Genomic DNA, 23,302 nt, shown 5'->3' on the forward strand with positions numbered 1-23,302 from the left:
ATGCAGACAGGGTTTGACTTTACCGTTATCTGGACCAACATTACCTATTTCTTTATAGGACGCTTTCCTCACGGCTCGCTGGGCGGTATTGCGCTTACGCTCTATCTTGCCGTTGTTGCCTGCGTGCTTTCCTTTATAGGCGGCCTTTTCCTCGGGTTGATGGGCATATCCCACAACAAGATCGTACGGAACATTTCAACGGTCATCCTGAACATCATCAGGGGGATGCCGCTCCTCATGGTCATCTTCTGGATGTATTTTCTTCTCCCGGCCCTTATGGGAAAGACCGTCTCCGAGAGCTGGACGGTGATTATGGCGCTGACGCTCTTTACCTCGGCCTATATGTCGCAGATCGTCAAGGCAGGCGTTGAAGGCATCCCGAGAGGCCAGACAGAGGCGGCGCTCTCCACCGGGCTCCATCACTGGCAGGCCATGTTTTATATTGTGCTCCCGCAGGGACTCCGCAACATGATCCCGTCCTTCGTCAACCAGTTCGTCTCCATGATCAAGGATACGTCGCTGGCATTCATCGTCGGCGTCTCCGAGCTGACCCACGTGGCCACACAGATCAACAACCGTACGATCATATACCCCACGGAGATCTTCCTCTTTGTAGCGGTTATCTACTTTATCATCTGTTATGCCTTTACGTCTCTTTCACGATGGCTTGAAAAACGTCTTGCCTGGAAGAAGTAAACGCACGTATCACCCGTATCTGTACTGGACACCGAACTCTCCCTTTGGATACTCCCATGATATTGCGTTATAGACGCACGTGATCCTGCATGTACCGCACTCAAGGCACCCCGCATACTCCACGACCATCTCGTTCGTCTCCTCGTTCATCGAGTAAAGGTGCGCGGGACAGGCATAGACGCAGTATCGCTCATTACAGGCGGCGCATATCTTCTGGTCAAGCCTGATGTGGCTTTCCCGGTCGTTCTTCATTGCATTAAGGGTCAGTTTTTCTTCAATCTTCATGGCTACATCTTCCTCAGGCTAAGAAAGTCTTTGAATCCTTCCCAATTCAGCAGGTATCTCTTCGCGACTTCCCTGGCGTTTTTGTAAAGCCCCTGTTTGGGCGCTCCGGTTATCGTAAAGATTTCTTCCAGCAGGCTGCAGATGAATTTCGGGTATACGGTGAAGAGCCTCGGGTTCTCCAGTACCTCCTGGGAGTGACGGAAGGTCTCCATGTCCTTCATCGCAAAGCTCTCCTTCAGCAGCCTCTCATAGAGACTGAGGGATTCCCTTGACGTGTCGTTCTTCTCAAGTGCCCTGTTTGCCGCCTCTGCGGCCAATACCCCTGAGGCGACGGCAAACTCCATTCCGCGCACGGTCAATCCCATGTTGAGGGAAAAACCTGCTGCATCGCCGGCCACCAGCATGCCGTCCGTATAGAGCGCCGGTATCCCCTTGATCCCCGCCTCAGAGATAATGTGGGCGGAGTACTCTTCCAACTGCGCACCCTTTATCCAGCGGGCCACCTCGGGTCTGGCAGTAAAGGCATCCATCAGTTGATGGGATTCGACCTGGGGACGCGCGTCCATCTGTGAACGCATACCGAGCACGAGACCTATTGACAGGCTGTCCTGATTGGTATACAGAAAGCCGCCCCCGAACATGCCGCGGGTCATTGACCCGATGAAGAGGTTGGCGGCGCCTTCTCCCTGTTTCAGTCCGAACCGCTCTTCAATGGCTGACGGGTCGATCCTGTAGACCTCCTTTATCGCGAGCGCGTAATTCTCAGGTCGCAGGGGTTCTCTCAGGCGAGCCTTTTCCGCCATGAAGGAGAGTGCGCCGTCAGCGGCGATGACGATCTGCGCGGGTATCTCTTCGCCGCCCGCGACCACGCCCGCAATGCGGCCATCCTCCCGGAGGAGGTCATCGACCCGCCGCCCGGGGATCACGAATGCCCCTTTTTCCATAACCTTTTCAGAGAACCAGCGGTCAAAACGGGCGCGAAGCACCGTATAGCTCATATACGGCTCGCTGCGCCACTTGTCGTGCCTGTACTCCACCTGGGTCGAGGCGTTATCGTCCATCACGGTGAGCATCTCTTTGACCACGTGACGCTCAAAAGGCGCATCGGCAATGATCTCCGGGAAAAGACCCCGGATAGGCTCCACGTAGATCCTGCCGCCCGTCACATTCTTGCTTCCCGGGGCATCACCGCGTTCCAGCAGGACCACCTGCCTTCCTGCCTCAGCCAGCTTGTACGCCGCCGAGAGCCCCGCCAGCCCTCCTCCGACTATTACCGCATCGAGTTTGTCCATAGAAGTTACCTGCCCAGTCTTTTCTTAAACTCTTCGGTCATGGCCGGGACCACCTGGGCAAAATCCCCCACGATACCGTAATCGGCATAACTGAAGATCATCGCATTGGGGTCTGTATTGACGGCCAGCACGAGCTTCGATGTATCCATGCCCATCGTATGGTGGATCGCACCGGAGATACCGACCGCTATATAGAGCTTCGGTGAAACGGTCTTGCCGCTCTTCCCTACCTGGTCCTCCTGGTCCCGCCATTTCGCATCGACGACGGATCTCGCGGCGCCCACCGCGGCACCGATCGTATTGGCCAGGTCTTCCAGGACCCTGAAGTTTTCCGCTGATTTCAACCCTCTCCCGCCTGCGACTATGATGTCCGCTTCAATGAGATTAACCTTTCCTTTCCCGGACTCCTCTGTCTTGATGACGCGTGTTTTCAACTGCTCCGGGGCGATGCCTCCCTGTCTTTCCAGATATTCTCCATTCTCTGTCCCTGGCTCTTCGCCGGCAAAGGTATTCGGCCGGACAGTCACGACAGCCGGGTAGCCGGTGAAGGAGATCTCCGAAAGCACCCTGCCCCCGTATATGGGCCTTACGAATGTGATAGGATCTTCGGACCAGCGGATTTCGGTCACATCGGATGCAACCCCGGAACCCAAAAGCACGGCCACCCGCGGCAGAAAATCCCGCCCCAGTTGAGTGGCCGAAGCAAGGACCACCTGTGGATTTATCTCTTTTGCGTATCCCGCAAGGGCCAGTGCAAACCCTTCCGGTGTATATTGATCAAGGACGGGGTCGGTGATGTTTACCAGAACATCTACGTACGTAAGCGCCTTCTTTTTCGCATCTTCCGACATCCCTCCCATCACGACCGCATGGATTTTATATCTGCCGGCAGCCTTTAACCTCCCGGCCTCACCAAGCAGTTCCAGGGAGGCCTTTTTAGGCTCCTTGTCTTTCGTCTCAATAAACAGCAACAGGTTCGCCATCGCTACCTCCTACAGGATTCGTTCAACATCCATAAGAATTCTCACCGCCTCAACGGCCGCCTCGTTCGGTTCGCCGGGGATCATCTGAACGGCAGCCCTCTTCTTCGGATGGAAATACCTCCCGGTCTTCACCTTCGATCCCGATGCCCCTGCCTCTTCCGGCGAGATACCGAGATCGGCGGGTGTTACCCTGGGGATAGTCGCCTTCATTGCCTTCATCACCCCCATGATCGGGGGCACCCTCGGCTCATTGAGACCTTTCTGGGCCGTAAAGACCGCCGGGAGATTCACCTCTATTGTCTCCTTTGCCCCTTCGACGGGACACTCGATAGTGGCATTGCCGTCGGCAACGTCGAGCTTTGTGATCCCTCCTCCGTGGGGGATGCCGAGAAACTGCGCCACCATGGGCCCGACCTCTCCCCTGTCGTCATCTATCGCCTGCCTGCCGCAGAGTATCACGTCAAAGGGCTCCAGTGCAGCCGCCCTGCTTAATGCCAGCGCCGTGGTATAGCCGTCGCCGTTCAAGAAGGCCCCGTCCTCCAGCAGGAGGACCTCGTCTGCCCCCATCGCTATCCCTGTCCTCAATACCTCTGTCGCCTTGCCGGCGCCGAGCGTGATCACCTTGACCTTCCCGCCGTGTTTTTCCTTCAGGCGCAGCGCCTCCTCCATCGCAAACTCGTCGAATACGTTCGCGGTGAACTTTTGCTCTATTGTGAGGCCCTTCTCATCGTTCCCGATATCGATATGCGCCTCCGCGTCCGGTATCTGTTTTGCCAGTACAACGATATTCATTATTCCCTCCTCCTTGAAACCATAACAGGCGACTTAAGACTCGTCAGCGTTATTGTTGGCCCACCGTTTACTTGATCCTCCCGAGCCCAGACTTCCTCACAACCGAACCATAACACTTGGCATGAGAGACCAGGCAATATCATTCCAAACCTTCCCAACACCTTTGCAAAGACACAGCTTGTAAACCCATTATGACCAGTTTTTTATGGTCGGCTTCGAAGTCTTATTTCTGCGCTGTCAGCGATGCGCTCCGTTGCGCTGTAAGGATCAATAGTGTTACATTCTACCTCTTCCAATATCTGTTCATATTCTTTGTCCTTCGAACATATATCAACAAAACGTCTCCACAGTTCTTCTTTCAGGAGCGCCATTACAAACATAGCGGTTTTCTCTCTCCGCATCTCAAGCCTTCTTTGCTTGTCCTGTAGGAAATCCCACCGACGCTGGATTGTTTCAACAAAGTCATCCATTCCCTCGCCAATGTGCGCTTTTGTCATAAGAACCGGGGCAGACCACTCTCCTTTTGCTTTCAATGGTATGTAAGTAGATAGGGCATTCGCGGCGTCTTCTGAGCCGGGCTTATCACATTTATTAAGTATCACAATATCTCCAATCTCCAGAAGTCCTGCCTTTATCAATTGTAATTCATCCCCGAATTCCGGAGTGAAGACCGTGACAACGGTATCGCATATGTAGAAAAGGGCCTTATCTGATTGTCCTGCCCCCACGCTCTCTATAATAATAAGCTCCTTTCCAAGACCTTCCATCACATAAACAGCTCCCAAGGCGCCATGGCATACACCTCCCGGCTGATCTCTGTCCGCCATAGAACGGATGAAGATCTCTCCCGTATCTTCAGCTTCCCTCATTCGAAAGCGATCTCCCAAGATAGCTCCCTGACTATGCATGCTTGTGGGGTCTATAGCAATAATGCCAATCCTCTTCCCTTGTCTATGAAGACGGCTGGCCACCTGGCTGATAAATGTACTCTTGCCTGCTCCGGCGGGACCTGTTATGCCCAACACATGTGCCCGCCCAATATATGGAAGAAGCCGTGTAAGTTCCGCGTATCCCTTCCGGTCTCTAGCCTCAATAAGGCTAATAAGCCTGGCAGCGCTTCCTTCGTCTCCCCTCAGAATCTTCTCGGCAAGGTTCATTGATAGCTATCCTCCTATCATACGTAACAAGCAACCATGTAGGTAATTGGGAGCAGACCGGTTGACCCTTCCTGAGTTGCCAGGCCAACTTGTTTGCAGCAAAAGCTACTTTCATGACGAAAAATTTTTCCAAGCAGTCGCCGCTCTTTTGATGGGACCAGATGTTCATAGTTCTCAGCCGTCAGCCCTGTCGCAATTCGAGATAACAATGAGTTGTATCCGATCCATCAAAGTTTCCCAATTAACGTCTTACCAATAAAGTCTCTCAGCACTTCATGTGTTCCACCGCCGTAGAGGAGGAACCTGGCCTCCCTGTAGAATCGCTGGGGTGTATATTCGCACGCAAAACCGTTTCCGCCGTATATCCTTGTTACTTCGTCCACGACCTTTTGGCAGACTTCCGTAGCAAACATCTTTGCCTCGGCCGTAATAATTTCGCACTCCGCTCCTTTCCCAAGGAGCCACCCGCCATAGTACAGTAAAAGTCGCGCTGCATTCATCTCCGTGTCCATGTTCGCAAATTTTTCCCGGATCAGCTGGAAAGTACCAATGGGTTTATTAAAGGCGATTCGTTTTTTGACAAACTCGATCCCCTCGTTATATGCTGCCCTCGCGATTCCAAGAGCCATTGCGCCGACCATAAGTCTTACCTCGTTAAAAATCTCCCCCACATCCGTGATGCCCTTTCCAACCTCTTTCCCGAGAAAATTCTCCTCAGGAACCCATACATTGTCGAACACGAGCTCACCGGTGACCGTTCCTTTACATCCGAGCTTATGTATAATCTGGCCCGGTGAAAAACCTGGCGTACCCTTTTCAACGAGAAAGAAATTTAATCCTTTCAGCCCCTTTGCAGGATCAGTCTTTGCCAGTACGGTACAGAAGTCACAGATGGGACCGTTGGTAATCCACTGTTTTGTTCCGTTTATCTTCCATCCACCACCCTCTCTTACGGCAGTAGTTCTCGTTGCTGCAATATCAGACCCGGACTGGTCTTCTGTAAAACAGATTGTACCTATCTTTTTTCCTTTCATGGCAGGGTAAAGACAACGTTCCTTAATTGCATCACTCCCGAACTTATAAAGAAAATGTGTTCCCATCAGGGCGTTCATAATCACACTCTGGGCAAAACCGACCGAGCCTCTTGACATCTCTTCGTAGAAAATCAGACACATTAATTTATCAGCATTCATCCCGCCCATCTCCTCGGGGTAACGGAGCCCGAGGTAACCAAGCTTGGTAAATTCATCCCATAATTCACGTGGGAATTCATCCTTTTCATCAATCTCCTGCGCCTTAGGGATTACCATCCTGTCTACTGTGTCCGCTATTACCTTCTTGAAAAATTCCTGTTCCTCCGTTAATGTGAAATCCATAAAACAACCTCCTGCAATAGATTGGATTCCCTTTCTTTATTGCTTCCCTTTGAAGAATACGCTAATAAATTTATGCTCTCCCTTAGCAGTCACAGAATGCGGAAACCTCGCATTGTAGTAAAGCACATCACCTGGTTTGAGATCGTATTTAATCCGGTCATGCTCGAAGATACATTCACCCTCAAGTATGTAAACAAAAGAGTAACCTTCCTCAGCATGTAAGTCGATAAACCGTCCTTCCTTTGCTGCCTCTCCCAGATTAATGAGAATATTTTCGTCTATAAGGTTCTGCGGTGCAATTACCGTCAGTTTCATCCCCGAAGACTCAATCGTTGACTGTTGGTCTTTCCTGACATGAAGTATCTTGGGGTTATCCTCTCTGATAAAAAAATCGATGGGCCGCATGAGTTGATGAGAAATCTGGGCGAGCACAGCGACAGAAGGACTTGTCTTGCCTGTTTCAATGCGCTGCAACGTCATTGTGCTTATCCCGAGCCGAGAAGCAAGTCCGGCAAGCGATAAACCCTTGGCCTTCCTTTCATTCCTTATCTTTTCACCAATATTTTCCATCTTACGACTCCGTAAACATACGCTCTTTTTTCTGGATCTCACTCAGGAAAGCAACCATCGCCATGCACATCCCCGTAAAGAACCATGAAGTTCTATATCCACCCGTGAAGTCAACGAAATAGCCAAAAAGAGGTGGTCCGGCTATTGCACCTATGTTTACGACCACAAAATTAACGCCTGTTGCAACTCCTGCTAATGCCCGTCCGGGGAATTCCCCTACCCTCGTCAAATAGACAGCATTCCAGGCCAGGCCTGTAAATCCAAAAAGTGCGGCCAGGGCGTAGATTGTCAAGAGTGAGCTTTCCCCCGAAAGAGGGATAAAGGCAATCGCAATGACTCCCCCGGCAGCGCCGATGATAGTGAGGACTATCCTTCTCCCTGTCCCGAAGAGGTAGTCGCTCGATACGCTCCACGCAACCCTCCCTATTGCACCTGTGAAGAAGGCAACTCCAAGGATGGCGCCCGCCTTTTTAGCAGGAAGGCCGAGCACCTTCGTGGCGTAAAGGACAAAATGTGCAAGAAAGGAAAACTGTGTGAGCATCAAAAAGATACCCGTTAGGCCGATAAAAATGAAATCTCTTTCCTTAAAAAGTGTTAGAAGGTTATTTTTCCACGAAACAACATTCCAGGAGTTGTCATCGCTAGGCTGACGGGGAGGCTCAACGTAGAGAAAAAGAATAAGGACAGCGCATAGCAGGGCTGCGATCCCTGCCACCTTGAACGAATAACGCCAACTGCCGTAATGAAGGGCTATAAAGGGGAGCAAAAAAGAAGCAATGACACCACCAATTGTAACGCCTGTCTGTTTGATCCCCATGGCTGTGGCGCGCCCCTTCAGCGAGAACCACATTATGATGGCTTTGCTGGCAGGGGTTTGATTGCAGCCGATCCCCATTCCCACGAAAATCAAAAGCAGAAAAATCCAGATGTATGAATGCAGAAAACATATTACCAGTTCAGAGCACCCTATGAGGACAAGGCCAAAGACCATAATCCATTTTGCCCCAAAGGCATCACTCAGCATCCCTGCCGGGATATTGCTGGCCAGCGAGCCAATGGTCACTGCACTGCAGAGCAGCCCTATCTGCGTTGTCGAGAGCTGGAATTCAGGCTGGATAAAAGGGGACAAGGTGCCTATCGTCATATAGTTAAGGAAATATATGACATGGGAGGACCATAATATTGCTACAATTATCCACCGGTATGGGATAGCCATTATCTCGCTACCATACCTTCTTTGTTTTTTTTCTTATGCTACAAAGCCTCACAAGGGGCACTATATCGCCCAACCCATCGAGTCTCGTAATCATATCAATAATCCCGTTCGATTGCTTTACGCCTATTTTTTTCTCGGTAAGATCTCTGAATTTTTCCTCCAGCTCAGCGAAGGTCAAAGGATTTGCCGGATCGCCTTTCGGAGCCACGACGTGCTTAAAGCAATGCGTTCCGTCCTTCAGCACAACGGTTACCCTTGCTTCCATCTCACCAAGGGAAGTATCTGCTGCAACCGTAACCCGCTTCATTAAACGGGATACAAGGGGGTTGAAGATCGTTTCGTCCGCAAAAATGCTGTTACCGGCGTTCCCCTTGATAATCGCTATGGCTGCCCCGAAATGGAGACTAAATTTTGCTTCCACCTTGTCTTTCGGCTCCGGGTTGCCTGCCACCTTCATATTAAGGGGCGCCACTTCAAGGCGAATAGATTCAACCGCCTCAGGGTCAAGGCGGTGTTCCTCCCGCAAGATGAGCAAACCATCGATTACGGGGTGCACCAAAAGGCACGCCGCATAGGGCTTGAAAGAGTTGCGGAGGACCTCGTATGTTGAGCCTAACTTATTGTGAGTGGTCATAATGGGATTGTACTCAGAAGAAAAGACGGCAGCAAAACCCGACCTCTCGCCGAGCATATCCGTAGGTACAGCGAACCCCTCCTTTGCCAGGAGGGCTGCCAGGAGACCGTCCATAGCCGCCTTACCTGAGTGAAGGGGCTTCCCCATGGTGCCGAAGACATCCCGCACGCCGCCCGCCTGGGTGGCGGCGAGACCAAGGGCGGCGGCAGTCTGCCCGGGGTCGAGCCTGAGAAGCCTCGCCGCACCGGCAGCGGCGCCCAACCGGCCCAGTACTGCCGTAGCATGCCAACCGCGCTCATAATATTCCTTCCCCAGCGCGTATCCCATCCGTATGGTGATTTCGTAGCCGGCCACGAAGGCGGCTATGAGTTCCCTGCCTGGCAGCCGTCCATGTTCCGCAAGGGCAAGGAGCGCAGGGATGAGGGGCGCACTGGGGTGTGTCCTGACCACGCTGTGGGCATCGTCATAATCGAGGGTATGGGCCATCGTGCCGTTCACCAGCGCTGCCTGAATCATGCTGGTCTTTATCCCGTAGCCCAATATCGATGCCTGCTTCTTTCCTCCCAGGTCTTTTACAACCCCGAGAAGGATCTCTACCGCAGGGTCGTCTGCCCCGGCCAGCGTTACGCCGATCCAGTCGAGAAAACATCTTTTTGCGGCCTCCACCACATCCTCTGGCAACCCGGCAGAGCCGCACTCAGAGACAAACCGGGCAAGGCCTTCCGTGAAACCCATGGTCACTCTCCGGCCCCGATCTTTTTCAGGTGCTCTTCCCGGAGCTTCTTCCTGATTATCTTCTCCGCAGCCGTCATGGGTAACTTGTCCATAAACTTGATCACCTTGGGGATCTTGAACCGGGCCAACCGGTCAGTACAAAAATTCAGGGCCTCATCCTCCGTCATCGCCTCCCCTTCTTTCAGGACAATACAGGCTAAGCCTACCTCGCCCCATTTCTGATCGGGGATGCCGCAGACGCCTATGTTGAGGATCTTCCGGTTTTCGAGAAGCACCTTCTCAATCTCGGCAGGGTATACGTTTTCTCCGCCGCTGATGTACATATCCTTCTCCCGGTCGACGATGTAAAAGAAGCCTTCCTCGTCAATCTTTGCCAGGTCGCCGGTATGCAGCCAGCCGTCGACTATGGTGCCTTCGGTAAGCTCCGGTTTACCCCAGTATCCGTTCATGGTCACATAGCCTGAGACGACGATCTCCCCAACCTCGCCTGACTTGACCTGTTTTCCGTCCTTGCCCACGATCCTGACATCACCGTGGAATACGGGCTTCCCCACAGAACCGCGTTTGCGGACCGCATCCTCCATGGCGAGCCATGTCAGCGTAGATGTCTCGGTCTGGCCGTAGATCTGGGACACGATGATGCCCTTCTTCTCGTAATCCTCAAGGAGTGACGGGGGTACCCGTTCACCGCCGGTGTAACAGGCCCTCAGGGAACTGAGGTCGTATTTTTCAATATCACATTCTTCGAGAATGAACCTGAGCACCGTGGCAGCTATTTCAAGAATCGTTACCCTGTATCTCTGGACGGTCCTGAGTATCTCCTCCGGGCTGAACCGCCCCCTCATGATAAGCGTTGCACCCTTATAGATAACAGGACACAGTTCGACCAGCAGGCCGCCCGAATGGAACATCGGCCTCGGCGCAAGCAGGATGTCTGATGGTGTAAGGCCATAATAGATGTTTCCGTTCAGTGCATTGAAGAAGGTTTTTCGATGTGACAGAACGGCGCCCTTGGGTAATCCCGTGGTCCCTGACGTGTACATGATGATGATGGGATCCTCTCCGCCTGCAGGTTTATCCACCGTGGGCTCGTCTGAAAGCTGTCCCGCCACCTCGTTTGTATAATCTTTTGCCCATGCCGGGTGCTTCCCCACGCAAAGGTAATGCCCCTCTTTGACAGGAATACGTGCTCTCAGGGGCTCCAGCACTTTTATAAAGGCATCCCCGAAGACAAGGACGCCCAGCCCGCTGTCTTTTATGATGTACTCCAGTTCGGCGGCCACAAGCCTCGTGTTGAGGGGGACAAGGATGGCACCGATCTTTCCAAGGGCAAAGAAGATCTCGACAAGTTCATAGGAGTTGTACATAAGGACGCCCACCCGGTCGCCCTTGCCGACGCCCATACCCTCGAGCATGTGCACCGTCCGGTTTACCTCTTCGTTCAAATCCTTGTAGGTGAAGGTCTTGTCTTCGTAAATCACGGCAGGCTTGCTGGGATTCAAAGAAGCCCATTTTGTCACCCACTCGCCTACGTTCATACTGTTCACACTCATATTCCGTCTTCTCCATTCATATTATTTTCCCATCATCATAGTCGGCAGCCATGTCGCTATAGACGGGAAGAAACATAAAACCAGCAAAAAAGAACACATAATGACAAGAAACGGCCAAACGCCCCTGTAGACCTCTCCCAGCTTTGAATCGGGGACGATAGTATTGATCACAAAAAGATTGAGCCCGACAGGCGGCGTAATCAATGCCAACTCCATATTTACGGTGAGAAACACGGCAAACCATATAGGGTCTATCCCCAGGTGGAGCACCACCGGGTAGAGTATCGGCACCATAAGGACCATTATGGTCACGCACTCTACGAAACACCCTAAAAAGAGGATAAGAAAAAATGACCCGAGGAGAAACTGCCACACCGACACATTGTATTCTACCATCGCGTTGATGATGGTTTGCGGAAGTTGCAATACGGTCACCACGTAACCAAAGATCATTGCCCCTACCACAATGAGCAAAACCATGCAGCTCGTCTTTACGGTATCGAGGAGCAGGTCGATTATGTCCTTTGCGGAGAGCCGTCTTTTAATGAGAGAGACAGCGAGAGCATATGTAGCGCCGACGCCTGCTGCCTCTGTCGCAGTGAAGACGCCCATATAGATTCCCACCATGATAATGGGAATGATGAGCAGGCTCCAGAAGGCCTGGCGCCCGGCCTTGAATCTGTCTCCCCAGGTGCTGTGCAGGTCGCTCTTGTACCCTTTCTTCCAGGAAAAAAGTATCGAGTAAATCATAAATATGCCGGCGAGAATCAACCCGGGCACGATGCCGGCAATAAAAAGCCTTCCAACCGATTCATCCGTCAGGGCCCCGTAGAGGATAAAATTGAGGCTTGGAGGGATAAGGATGCCGAGGGTGCCCCCTGCGGCAGTAAGGCCGAAGATGAACCGTCTTTGATACCCTGCCCGGAGCATTTCAGGCAGAACCAGCATTCCCACAGTCGCAGCAGTGGCCACACTTGACCCTGAAATGGCAGCGAAGATCGTGCAAAAGCAGACGGTCACAACGGACATGCCCCCGTGAAAATGACCGATAAAGTGGTTCAACACATTGTATATTTCGTCGCTCAGCCTGCCCTTGATCATGATGTTGCCCATGAGGACATAGAGCGGGATGGCAATGAGAGTAAAGCTGTTCAGGCTTCCGTACATGACATTGGGAAGGGTGACGAGCGCCTTGTCGATCCCAAGTGTGAGGAAGATGCCGGTAACGCCCGCGATGCTAAGCGAAAAAGCGACCGGCACACCTACCACCAACAGGCCGACAAAAAGGAGGAAAAGGAGGAGTGTTGTCATCTGCTCCTCCTTCTGAAAGCGCTGTATTGCCCGGCAGTTTCTATGATGAGCTGGACAAGGATGAGGACGCCTCCAAATACAACGGCGGCCAGCGGAATGGCAAGGGGCCAGCGCAGGTAGGACATGGTAACATCATTGAGTTGGTAAGCCGTCACGGTCTCTCTGTAGGTTGTCCATGTGGCAAATGCCCAGAAAAGAAATGCGAGAACGTTGCAAAAGATTTTCAGCAAAAATGAAGGGAGCGGGTACCTCGCCAGCCATTCGACAAAGAATTCCACCTTCACGTGTTTCCCTTCCCTCATGGTAAATGCTGAGCCGAGGTAGGCTGCGTAAATGATCAGAAAGAGGGTCAGGTCGAAGGTCCACTCGGTCGGTCTCTGGACAACGTATCTCATCACCACCTCGAAGGCGACCAGAATCGCGGTGATCAGTATGAAAAGGCCGCTCAATAAGCCGCCTCCGAATATCACACCATTAAAAAAACCGCTTGAGCCCTTGCGAACCATAGGCATATTCCTCCCTTCTTAGATCATATATTGGCGGATCAGCCCTTAGTTCCCTATGTTCTTGTTGATCCATTCCAGCGTTTTTTTGCCTTCATCGCCGGTTCGCTTCAGCCATTTGTCGATGATGAACTTCTGCCCTGCAGCGGCCCATATCTTTTTGTCCTTGGCAGTCAGATCATAGACTTTCAGTTTGGTCCTGAGAAATTTATCCGCCGCAGCATCTTCCCTGGCGGTTTCTTTCAATACATAGGCCTGGTGGTCTTTGCCGACGTCGATGAGCACCTGCTGGATGTCCTTGGGCAGGCTGTTGAAGAATTTAAGGTTTATCATCACCGGCCATAAAGAGTAAGCGGCATAGGGAAAGGTAGCGTGCGAGGTCATTTCGTACCACTTCCTCTCCTTAATGGATGTGAGCCCTGAGCTGGCGGCATCGATTGTTTTCCTTTGCAGGGCCTCATACACTTCCGCGGAAGCGAATACCACGGGAGAGGCGCCGAAGGCCTTGGCGAGATCTGCGTTCATATTCGTATTGCCCCGTATCTTGAGCCCTTTGAAGTCTTCCGGCTTTATGAGGGGCTTGTGGGAGCAAAAGGACATGCTATCTCCGTATGCCGAGAAGGCGATTGCCTTAATGCCGATTTTCTCCATATGTTTGCGCATCAGGTCGCCCGGCTCTCCGTTCCAGAGCTTCACCACATCGTCATAGCCGTTGAACAGAAAAGGAATATCGATAACGTCCAGCAGAGGCACAGGCCCTGTGAACATGGCATTCGGGGTGGTGCCCATTTCGACCGCCCCGCTCATGACCGCTTTTAAAAGCTCCATGGCCTTGTAAAGCTGTCCTCCGGGATAGACCTCTACTTTGACCCTGCCCTTTGTTCTTTCCTCGATCATCTTTGCCATTCTGAACTCTGCCTTGGTGAGCAGATGGGTTGCCGGAAGCTGAGTGGCATACCGTATCTTGATCTGCTTCTCCTGGGCAAAGACCTTGACGCTGCCGACGGCTATTAAGGCAAAACCGATCAGGCAAATCACCAATACGTTTAACATGTTTGTCTTCTTCATTTGTTCCCTCCCTATGTTTTTTAGTAGAAACGATGGGGCATCACGACCCCATCTATTCTGCACCTTATACAACAGATGGTTCCTGGAACTCTCCGAACACTTCCCTGAAGACCCGCGTCATCTCTCCCACGGTGGCATAAGCTTTGCAACAATCAACCAGATAAGGCATGACGTTTTTGCCTGATCTTGCCGCCTCCTCCAGCGCGGAAAGGGTCCTTGTAACTTCACGGTCGTTCCTCTCCCTCTTAAGGGCACGGAGATTTTCTATCTGTCTATCTGCCGATTCTGAATTGTACTCGTGAAGTTCCACTTCCATTTCTTCGCCTTCGGCATAAATGTTGACGCCCACCTTGAGGAGTTCACCGCTCTGGATCCCCTTTTCAAATGCGTATGCCTGCTGTGCCACGGCCCTCTGGGCATAACCGGTAGTCACGGCCTGAATGATCCCTCCGACCTTTTCGATTTTGGCCATCTCCTCTTCGATCCTCTGCTCCATCTCTTTTGTGATGGTTTCGATGAAATAACTTCCTGCGAGGGGATCAACGGTGTCGCGGAGCCCTATTTCGTCCATAAGAAGCTGCAATGTCCGAAGGGATAGGATAGCAGCGTGAGGCGTAGGAATCGTATAGGCCTCATCGTAACTGCAGAGGCCCGTGGTTTGTGCACCGGAAAGTGCAGACGCCAGCCCATAGTAGGCGCCCCGCATGATGTTGTTCTCCGGCTGTGCCTTTGTCAGTCCGCCGCCGCCGCCGCCGAACATACCACGCATGAACATATTCGAATTCTTTTTTACGCCGTACCTTTCCTTCAGATTCCGGGCCCACAGCTTTCTGCCCGCTCTGAACTTTGCAACCGTCTCCCAGATGTTGCCGAATATGTCCAGGTTAAACGAAAACCGGCCGACAAACTGATCAATGTCGTATCCCCTCTTCAGCACGTTATCGATATAGGCGTTGGCTATGAGTATGGCGTACGCAATCTCCTGGGCAACCGTGGCGCCGGATTCACGTATATGATACCCGCTGATGCTGACAGGGTTCGTCTTCGGCATGGCCTTGATCGAATGCTCGATGGTGTCGCCAATCAGTTTGACCGCAGGCTCCACGGGAAAGATCCATGCCCCTCTTCCGATCATCTCTTTGAGGATGTCATTCTGTGGTGTCGCTGATATCACATCGGCAGAAAAACCATACTTTTCCGCCGTAGCCTGATACATGGCCAGCATGATGGAGGCCACCGCATTGATGGTAAGGCCGGCGCCAATCCGTGCCAGATCGATCCCCTCGAAGGCGATCTCAAAATCACGAAGGCTGTCGATGGCCATGCCAACCCGGCCCACTTCCCCTTCTGCCATGGGGTCGTCGGAGTCGTAGCCCATCTGGGTCGGTAGATCAAAAGCAACATTCAGTCCTGTCTGGCCGTGGGAAATCAGGAGTTTGAATCGCTCGTTCGTCTCAGCGGCTGTACCGAATCCCGAGTACTGTCTCGTGGTCCAGGCCCTGCTCCTGTACCCTTCAGGGTGTATCCCCCGGGTAAAAGGGTATACGCCGGGCTCGGCCAGATCCTTTTCATATGAGAACCCTACCCGTTCCAGATCCTCCGGGCCATAAACGGCCTTCACGTTAATTCCGGACGGGTAGTCAACCTGAACGATCCGCCCTTTGTCATCCTTTGTGTATTTTGCCACTCCCATACGTTACTCCTTCATATCCTGTATCCTGTCCGGAGGCCGGACAGTTCAGGGCCGGTTAAGAATGCGGTACATTCTCCTTCAGAAAAGCTACAATATCATCGAAAGACGCTCCGCCGGGGAAAACGCCGGCTACGCCAATCTCTTTCAGTTTCGGGATATCTCTGCTCGGGATTACTCCACCTACAACAACCATCTTGTCCCCTATGCCCTGCTCGCGGGCCTTTTGCAAAAGTTTGGTTGTAAGCGATATGTGCGCACCGCTCATAATGGAAAGGCCTATTACGTCCACATCCTCCTGGATCGCCATACGAACGATCTGGTCTACAGTCTTGTGAAGACCGGAGTATACAACCTCCATCCCCGCATCCTTCAATGCCTGGGCTATCACTTTTGCGCCACGGTCGTGTCCGTCAAGACCTGGTTTGCCCACTAAGATCCTTATTCTCTTTTCCAATGACCTACCTCCGTCACAAAAGACTTCGTTTCAAACAAAATTTTTAACTTTTCTAAGGGTAATGTCAAGATAAAAATATCACAAAATGATATATTATCTCTATATATGATATTTATGTGCTGCAAAGAACCAGGACTGAACTCCTATCCGGCATACGGAAGAACTGAAATAAAGAAAAAAAATTCCCTTTGCTTATCAGGTATTCGGTGATTGGTGATATAGAATTTCTCAAATTCTATATTCTGTCATCCATTTTAATGGTATATTTCATTTTCATGACAAACAACAGGAGGCAACGTGATGAATAAACAGGCGGTACGCGCAACATATACAACGCTTTTATTGTTGGGTTTTATTGTATGCAGTTTTGCTTTATGCGGTTTTGCCTCGGCAGGGCCCATAGAAGATAGCTTTAAAAAGATGTTTCCCAAGTTCCAGTTCGACTCTATCAGGGAATCGGATATCAAGGGGGTCTATGAGGTTTTAAAGGGCACCGATATCGGTTTGTTTGCGCCGGAACCGGGATACTTTATAATAGGCGATTTCCAGATGATCAACAGGGAAGGCAAAAACGTCGCAGAGTTGAGGAAAAATGAGATTATCCTTTCAAAGATAAAATCACTCCCCCTTGATAAGGCGTTGAAGGTCGGCAGCGGGAAAAATACCGTCATTGAGATTACCGATCCTGATTGCCCTTATTGCCGCAGGGCAGCGAACTTTTTAGAAAAGCGAAGCGACGTAACGCAATATATCTTTTTCCTGCCCCTCCCCTACCATAAGGACTCGGTGAATAAGATAAAGTACATCTTCTGTTCACAGGATAAGGAAAAGGCTTATAGCGAAGCCACACAGGGAAAACTCGACAACCAGAAATACGAGGTCTGTAAAAAACAGGACGTTGAGGACCTGCTGGGTATCCACAGGACGGTCGTTGCGAAGCTCGGTATACAGAGCACGCCGTTTTTTATTATAAACAATAGTCAAATCGTTGTAGGTGCAGATATGCCGAAACTTGAAGAGGCACTGAAAGGAAAACAATAATTGGTTCATAATTTACCAGTACGTATGGATAAGGTAATCATAGAGAGGCTCCCTGAAACAAGAGAGATCGACGGCGTGAAGAGGTGGAACGAGGAGCGGGGTGAATTTGCACAGATCTCATACCGGGAGGATATCGGACATGTTGCAATATTTGAACTGAAAAAGGGACTTTACAGGGGCAGCCATTTTCATAAAGAAAAGGAAGAGGTATTCTATGTTGTCAGCGGAAAAATCCGTGCAATCTTTATGGACATAGATACAAAAGAGCGCGAAGAGCATATTCTTGAAAAAGGTCATAAGATCAGGGTAGAAACCGGCGTGGCGCATATCTTCTATGGCCTGGACGATGCCCTTGTGGTGGAATACAGCCCGCAGTATTATGACAAGAGAGATGCTTATCCTGTGGACTTTTATAAGAAGTAAGCAGTATGAAGTAGGCAGTAGGCACTTACTGCTTACTGCATACTCCCTACTAAAAGGACTTTGGTGATACATTATGTCTGAGATAAAAAGCGCCATTGAACTGGCAATGGAAAAGACAAAAGGCCTGGGGATGGACGAAGAAGAACGCGAATTGTTCGCGCGAAAAGACGTCGAAAACAAGGTCAGGGTAATATTGAGACGGTACCAGGAAGGCATGATCGACGATTATGGTGTGAAAAAAGAACTGAATAATATTGAGGGCGATGAAAACCTCAAATCAAAGTCGCTGCTCGATGCCTTGATCGAGGGATTTGACTTAACAGGTGATAATAAAAAGATCTTTGCCCTTTTTCATCTCACGGGCAGTGGTCTTGATGAGCGCCTGGGGTTCGAATTAGAGGCTTTACAGAAAAATTTTACCAAAGAAATGGAAAAGCGGAAGATGATAATCAGCGCCCGCATAGAGGATAAGCTTAAGGCAAGGGGGATAACCGGCAACGGTATTGAGCCAAACACGCAGACATGGGATGAATGGAAAGAGACCCTTGATGAGGTTGCCCACGCCTTCAACGAGCGCCTTGAGGAATGGAAGAAGAGACTTGCAGATGCGGTGAATAAAGGCAGTGAAAAGTGAACGGTAAAAGAGGCAGTCGATAGTGAATAGCATATAGTGAACTGCAAAAGAAAAAATGCTTGATGCTCGATGCTGGTTTAGCCGTCAGCGACCAGCTTTCAGCCATCAGCGTAAAGCCTTTTTTGTTTTAGCTGACCACTGTATGCTGACAGCTGATAGCTGGTTTAAGGGACGGAGAGTTAAATACCATTAATCTCAAGACCATATACGACAGGCACAAAGAAGACCTCGCCGGTAATGACATAAACGACCCCGTAGTATTTATTCACAGATACCGGGAAAACCGCGACAGGGAGATTGCCGGTTTTCTTGCCTCCCAGTTTGCCTACGGGAAGATAGAGACGTTCAGGACATTCCTCGAAAAACTTTTCGGGCTTATGAGAGCAAGCCCATACAATTTTATCAGGAAGGGGGATTTTTCTAAAGCCCGGGGCCTTTATTACAGGTTCCAGAAAGACAAAGACATCGTCCTCCTGCTTCGGACCTTGCAGAGGATCATCAATGAGTTCGGTGGTATCGGTCCTATGCTGCAAAACTATTACCATGGCGATATCAGGGAAGCGCTCTGGGCGATGAGGAGGCATCTTTTCCGGGACAGCAACGAGCTTACATTCTTTTTCCCTAAACCGTCCCCCACGAATCCCCTGAAACGCTGGAGCCTCTATCTCCGGTGGATGGTAAGAAAAGACGCGATCGATATCGGGATATGGGACTTTATCGACAGGCGCGGCCTCATTATGCCCCTCGACACCCATATCTTCAAAATAGGCAGGTGCCAGGGGTGGACCGCCGCAAGGACACATTCTCACAAGGCAGCCCGCGAGATCACGGAGGCATTAAAGATATTCTCGCCCGACGACCCTTTGAAGTACGATCTTTTCCTCTGCCACACAATCGGCATCGGCGCGGGATGCACCGGCAAAAGAACATCTGCCTGTAAAGACAGATGCCTGCTTTACGAGATCACAAGGGCAGTCGATAGTCGATAGTATATCGTATATAGTGGACTGCAAAGGCAGCCTCCAATGCCTTTTGCGGTCTACGATATATGATTTCTATGAATCGCATTTCTCGCCGAACGCATCACGCCGAACGTTCTCTTGGGAACCTCGATATACGATATGCTGAGTCTCCTCGCCTCATTTGCTTTGGCGGCCTGTTTTGTTGTAGATTAGGGCACATGATCGTGAGGATTTACAAATGAAATTTAAGATCATCAGCCTCGGCTGCCCTAAAAATCTTGTTGAATCAGAATATATAAGCCACAGGCTGGAGGAAGAGGGTCATATCCTCTCCGATGACTGCGACACCGTTATAATAAATACCTGCGCCTTTATCGCTGACGCTGCAAAAGAATCGGTGGAGACTATCCTTGAAGAGGCGGGGCGAGGAAACAGAAAGGTGATCGTGACCGGTTGTCTTGTCGAGCGGTATGGGGAGAAGTTGAAGGAGCTTCTGCCTGAGGTTGACCTCTTCATTGGACGTAACTGGTATGACGCGATTGACATGCTTGCCGACAGAAAAGGTTTCTTTATCAGGGAAGGCTCGTTCGCGGAGACATTTCCGAGGAAGGTACTGACAAATAAACCCACGGCCTATCTCAAGATCCAGGAAGGCTGCGACAACCGGTGCAGCTATTGCACTGTCCCTGCTATCCGGGGAGGCCTCAGAAGTAGAACCATAGAGGACATTAAAGGGGAATTCGAGTGGCTCGTAGACAATGGTTACCGGGAGATAAACATCATAGGCCAGGATATCACCTCTTACGGAAAGCACGGTGGGACCGACCTGAAACAATTACTTCAAAATCTCCTCGTGATTGAAGGCGATTATTTCATGCGGCTTCTCTACATGCACCCGAAAGGGATCGGCGATGAGCTGATAGATTTGATCGCACGCTCTGATAGGATAATCCCTTACATGGATATCCCGATCCAGCATTCTGAGGACAGGATCCTCAAGCTCATGGGGAGGGGCTATGGGAAAGACGATCTCGATGCATTGTTTGTAAAGATTCGAAAAGAGATACCCGATGTTGTGCTGCGGACAACGGTGATTGTCGGTTTCCCCGGCGAGACCGGGGACGAGTTTGAGAATCTCATGGACTTTGTCAGACGACAGGAGTTCGATATGCTCGGGGCCTTCATGTATTCCAGGGAAGAGGGCACGGCTGCGTATCGCCTCCGGGGACACATCAAGAAGGGCATAAAACAATCCCGCTACAACGCTGTCATGGAACTGCAGAAAACGATATCGCAAAAGCGCTTAAAGAGGCTTGAAGGAAAAACCATGAAGGTGATCGTTGAAGGTAAAGAAGAGGCTTCAATGGCTGGACGACTCATCACCCAGGCACCGGATATAGACGGCATCGCCTTTATCAGGGGCGACTGTGCCATCGGCGAGATACTGGACGGGAAAATAGTGAAAACCCTCGATTATGATGTTATAGTAGAAATATAAAATGCAGCAGAGAGCAGGGAGCTAATCGCGTTTACGCGTATACGCATGAGCGCGTCCACGTTTTATGAGCCATGAGCTTAATACAGGAGTGAAAGATGGAGCCGATCAATGAGTTGATCCATATCAGACAGGAGAAAGAAAAGGCCTTGCGTGATCTTGGTATTGAAACGTATCCTCAGGACAGAGGTCCCTATACGACCACGGAGGAAGTAGAGAAACGATTCGGGACCGCTTCGCACGATGCGCTGGAAGGAAGCGAAGAACGTGTTTCTGTTGCAGGGAGGATCATGGCATTCAGGGATTTTGGCAAGAGCGCCTTTCTCCATATCCAGGACAGAAAAGGCAAGGTCCAGGTCTATGTGAGGAAGGACGCCCTCAGGAGCCCCGGTTACGATGTGTTCAAGCGGTTCGATATCTGTGACATTGTAGGTGTTCACGGCAAGGTCTTTAAGACAAAGACCGGCGAATTGACGATCCTCGCAGAAGACATGAAGCTGCTCACCAAGTCACTCAGACCGCTTCCTGAAAAATGGCACGGGCTAAAGGATGTCGAAGAACGGTACAGGAAGAGATACCTCGACCTCATCGTCAATGAAAAGGTCAGGGAGGTTTTTACAAAGAGGGCAAAGATCATTGAATACATCAGGCGATATTTTATAGCAAGAGACTTCATCGAGGTCGAGACGCCAATGATGCACGTGATCCCCGGCGGCGCCGTCGCAAAGCCTTTCATCACCCACCATAATGCCCTCGGGATGGATCTCTTTTTGAGGATAGCCCCGGAGCTCTACCTGAAAAGGCTTGTTGTCGGCGGTTTAGAGCGGGTCTTTGAGATCAACAGGAACTTCCGGAACGAAGGTATATCGGTAAGGCATAACCCTGAATTCACGATGCTCGAGTTCTACCAGGCATATGCGACGTACGAGGATCTAATGGCACTTACGGAAGAGATGGTATCATCGCTCGTCTATGAGCTTTTCGGGAGCTATACCGCAATATACAACGGCCAGGAGATAAATTTTTCGACACCATGGCGCAGGATGACCATCGAGGAGGCGTTGAGGGAACTCGGCGATTTCGACCTCTCCCTCATAAACGATGCGGGGAGGCTCGCATCCTTTGCCAAAGAGCTGGAGATAGAAGGCGCGGAGAAGGACACAAAGGGCAAACTGATTACAAAGATCTTTGAGGAGCTCTGTGAAAAGAAGCTTTTACAGCCCACATTTATTACACACTATCCGGTAGAGGTATCGCCGCTGGCAAAAAGGAGCAAGGAACACCCCGAGATCACCGAGAGATTTGAACTTTACATATCAGGCATGGAGATAGCAAACGGGTTTAACGAACTCAACGATCCTGCGGACCAGAAGGAGAGATTCCTTGAACAGATCAAGGATAAAGAAGAGGGTGTTATGATGGATGAAGATTACATAACGGCCCTTGAGTACGGTCTCCCTCCTACTGCAGGTGAAGGCATAGGGATCGACCGGCTCACGATGGTCCTTACGGACAGCCCTTCGATACGAGAGGTGATATTTTTTCCGCTTTTGAGACCGTGAAATACGAAACAACTATAGGATTACGATACCTCCGGTCGAAACGAAAAGAGGCGTTCATATCCTTTACCACGTGGATATCGATCGTCGGTATTGCCATAGGCGTCATGGCGCTCATCGTTGTCATCGCAGTGATGACTGGATTTCAGGATGAGATCAGGGAAAGGATCCTGGGTGTCAACCCCCACATACTTATATTGAACATAAATGGTGAGATCCGTGATCCGGAGAAGACAGTGGAGGTCATCAAAAAGGTCGATGGCGTAACCCATGCGTTTCCCTTCGTGAGCTTTCAGGCGATGGTCCAGAACGGCAGGCAGCTGTCAGGTGTCGCGGTGAAGGGCCTCAATGCCGGCGATGTGCAATTCATGAACAGGCTTATCAAGGAAGGGAGCATCGATACCCTGAACAAAAAAGGCAATATCCTCATCGGTAAAGAATTGTCAAAACACATCGGTCTTTTGCCCGGCGACAGCTTCACCCTCATGGTGCCTTTCGGAGGGTATTCGCCGATGGGCGCCACGGCCGAGACGGTGAAGGTGAAGGTGGGCGGGATCTTCGAGACGGGCATGTACGAGATCGACAATACACTCATCATCATGCCGCTTAAGGACATAGAAGAGATCATGGGCATCGGGGCAACGGGCATCGAGGTGAAGCTCGCCGATGTCTACATGGCAAATGATCTGCGGAAAGAGATCGTAAAGCGGCTCGGGTCGAATTATTTTGCACGGACGTGGATTGAGATGAACAGGAACCTCTTTTCGGCGCTGAAGCTTGAAAAGATCGCCATGTTCATCATCCTTGCGCTCATCATATTCGTGGCGAGCTTCAATATAATCAGCTCTCTCGTCATGACCGTCATGGAGA

The 23,302-nt window shown here is 50.8% G+C and carries 23 protein-coding genes; 8 read left to right on the forward strand and 15 right to left on the reverse strand.

Translation table 11 applies throughout. The features are described 5' to 3' along the window. The gene (locus PHU49_01610; protein MDD5242687.1) at positions 1-696 is read left to right on the forward strand and encodes an amino acid ABC transporter permease; all 696 of its coding nucleotides are present in this window, start codon (positions 1-3) and stop codon (positions 694-696) included. Positions 697-705: 9 nt separating this feature from the next. Here PHU49_01610 and PHU49_01615 read toward each other — a convergent pair whose 3' ends face one another. The 15 genes from PHU49_01615 to PHU49_01685 all read right to left on the reverse strand — a co-directional run bounded on the left by PHU49_01615 (position 706) and on the right by PHU49_01685 (position 16,318). Beyond that, entirely contained in the window at positions 706-981 is a 276-nt protein-coding gene (locus tag PHU49_01615; protein MDD5242688.1) for a 4Fe-4S dicluster domain-containing protein, read from the reverse strand. A gap of 2 nt (positions 982-983) precedes the next feature. Further along, on the reverse strand, positions 984-2,273 hold the full coding sequence (locus PHU49_01620) for an FAD-dependent oxidoreductase (GenBank protein MDD5242689.1): 1,290 nt from the start codon (positions 2,271-2,273) through the stop codon (positions 984-986). A 5-nt stretch (positions 2,274-2,278) separates the two neighbouring features. Further along, a complete protein-coding gene (locus PHU49_01625) occupies positions 2,279-3,256 on the reverse strand; it encodes an electron transfer flavoprotein subunit alpha/FixB family protein (protein ID MDD5242690.1) in 978 nt (325 codons plus the stop codon). Between the two features lie 9 nt (positions 3,257-3,265). Then, the gene (locus PHU49_01630) at positions 3,266-4,048 is read right to left on the reverse strand and encodes an electron transfer flavoprotein subunit beta/FixA family protein (GenBank protein MDD5242691.1); all 783 of its coding nucleotides are present in this window, start codon (positions 4,046-4,048) and stop codon (positions 3,266-3,268) included. A gap of 203 nt (positions 4,049-4,251) precedes the next feature. Beyond that, positions 4,252-5,205, reverse strand: coding sequence for a methylmalonyl Co-A mutase-associated GTPase MeaB (meaB, locus tag PHU49_01635; protein MDD5242692.1), 954 nt, complete (start codon positions 5,203-5,205; stop codon positions 4,252-4,254). Between the two features lie 227 nt (positions 5,206-5,432). Then, positions 5,433-6,581: an acyl-CoA/acyl-ACP dehydrogenase gene (locus tag PHU49_01640; GenBank protein MDD5242693.1), complete on the reverse strand. Its 1,149-nt coding sequence runs from the start codon at positions 6,579-6,581 to the stop codon at positions 5,433-5,435. A gap of 36 nt (positions 6,582-6,617) precedes the next feature. Further along, positions 6,618-7,151, reverse strand: a complete 534-nt coding sequence (locus PHU49_01645; GenBank protein MDD5242694.1) for a helix-turn-helix domain-containing protein — start codon at positions 7,149-7,151, stop codon at positions 6,618-6,620. A 1-nt stretch (position 7,152) separates the two neighbouring features. Continuing rightward, a complete protein-coding gene (locus PHU49_01650) occupies positions 7,153-8,367 on the reverse strand; it encodes an MFS transporter (protein ID MDD5242695.1) in 1,215 nt (404 codons plus the stop codon). A 7-nt stretch (positions 8,368-8,374) separates the two neighbouring features. Next, the gene (locus tag PHU49_01655; protein ID MDD5242696.1) at positions 8,375-9,736 is read right to left on the reverse strand and encodes an MmgE/PrpD family protein; all 1,362 of its coding nucleotides are present in this window, start codon (positions 9,734-9,736) and stop codon (positions 8,375-8,377) included. A gap of 2 nt (positions 9,737-9,738) precedes the next feature. Continuing rightward, positions 9,739-11,289: a long-chain fatty acid--CoA ligase gene (locus PHU49_01660; protein MDD5242697.1), complete on the reverse strand. Its 1,551-nt coding sequence runs from the start codon at positions 11,287-11,289 to the stop codon at positions 9,739-9,741. A gap of 21 nt (positions 11,290-11,310) precedes the next feature. After that, a complete protein-coding gene (locus PHU49_01665; protein ID MDD5242698.1) occupies positions 11,311-12,600 on the reverse strand; it encodes a TRAP transporter large permease in 1,290 nt (429 codons plus the stop codon). Then, entirely contained in the window at positions 12,597-13,106 is a 510-nt protein-coding gene (locus PHU49_01670; protein ID MDD5242699.1) for a TRAP transporter small permease, read from the reverse strand. Before PHU49_01670 ends, PHU49_01665 begins: the two co-directional genes overlap by 4 nt. 45 nt (positions 13,107-13,151) lie before the next feature. Next, positions 13,152-14,171, reverse strand: a complete 1,020-nt coding sequence (locus PHU49_01675; GenBank protein ID MDD5242700.1) for a DctP family TRAP transporter solute-binding subunit — start codon at positions 14,169-14,171, stop codon at positions 13,152-13,154. A gap of 64 nt (positions 14,172-14,235) precedes the next feature. Further along, a complete protein-coding gene (locus PHU49_01680) occupies positions 14,236-15,864 on the reverse strand; it encodes a methylmalonyl-CoA mutase family protein (GenBank protein MDD5242701.1) in 1,629 nt (542 codons plus the stop codon). A gap of 55 nt (positions 15,865-15,919) precedes the next feature. Beyond that, a complete protein-coding gene (locus PHU49_01685) occupies positions 15,920-16,318 on the reverse strand; it encodes a cobalamin B12-binding domain-containing protein (GenBank protein ID MDD5242702.1) in 399 nt (132 codons plus the stop codon). 300 nt (positions 16,319-16,618) lie between these two features. On the opposite strand from PHU49_01685, the gene PHU49_01690 reads away from it, so the two are divergent. The 7 genes from PHU49_01690 to PHU49_01720 all read left to right on the forward strand — a co-directional run. Then, a complete protein-coding gene (locus PHU49_01690; protein MDD5242703.1) occupies positions 16,619-17,359 on the forward strand; it encodes a DsbC family protein in 741 nt (246 codons plus the stop codon). A gap of 24 nt (positions 17,360-17,383) precedes the next feature. Then, a complete protein-coding gene (locus PHU49_01695; GenBank protein ID MDD5242704.1) occupies positions 17,384-17,782 on the forward strand; it encodes a cupin domain-containing protein in 399 nt (132 codons plus the stop codon). Positions 17,783-17,855: 73 nt separating this feature from the next. Then, on the forward strand, positions 17,856-18,416 hold the full coding sequence (locus PHU49_01700) for a hypothetical protein (GenBank protein MDD5242705.1): 561 nt from the start codon (positions 17,856-17,858) through the stop codon (positions 18,414-18,416). A gap of 296 nt (positions 18,417-18,712) precedes the next feature. Beyond that, the gene (locus PHU49_01705; protein MDD5242706.1) at positions 18,713-19,405 is read left to right on the forward strand and encodes a TIGR02757 family protein; all 693 of its coding nucleotides are present in this window, start codon (positions 18,713-18,715) and stop codon (positions 19,403-19,405) included. Positions 19,406-19,616: 211 nt separating this feature from the next. After that, positions 19,617-20,876, forward strand: coding sequence for a 30S ribosomal protein S12 methylthiotransferase RimO (rimO, locus tag PHU49_01710; protein MDD5242707.1), 1,260 nt, complete (start codon positions 19,617-19,619; stop codon positions 20,874-20,876). Positions 20,877-20,971: 95 nt separating this feature from the next. Next, complete coding sequence (gene lysS, locus PHU49_01715; GenBank protein MDD5242708.1) at positions 20,972-22,435, forward strand: lysine--tRNA ligase; 1,464 nt, start codon at positions 20,972-20,974, stop codon at positions 22,433-22,435. Further along, positions 22,432-23,302, forward strand: an 871-nt coding sequence (locus PHU49_01720) for an ABC transporter permease (protein ID MDD5242709.1), incomplete at its 3' end; no start/stop codon positions are given. The genes lysS and PHU49_01720, both read left to right, overlap by 4 nt.

The organism is Syntrophorhabdaceae bacterium, from assembly GCA_028713955.1.
Taxonomy (GTDB): domain Bacteria; phylum Desulfobacterota; class Syntrophorhabdia; order Syntrophorhabdales; family Syntrophorhabdaceae; genus UBA5609.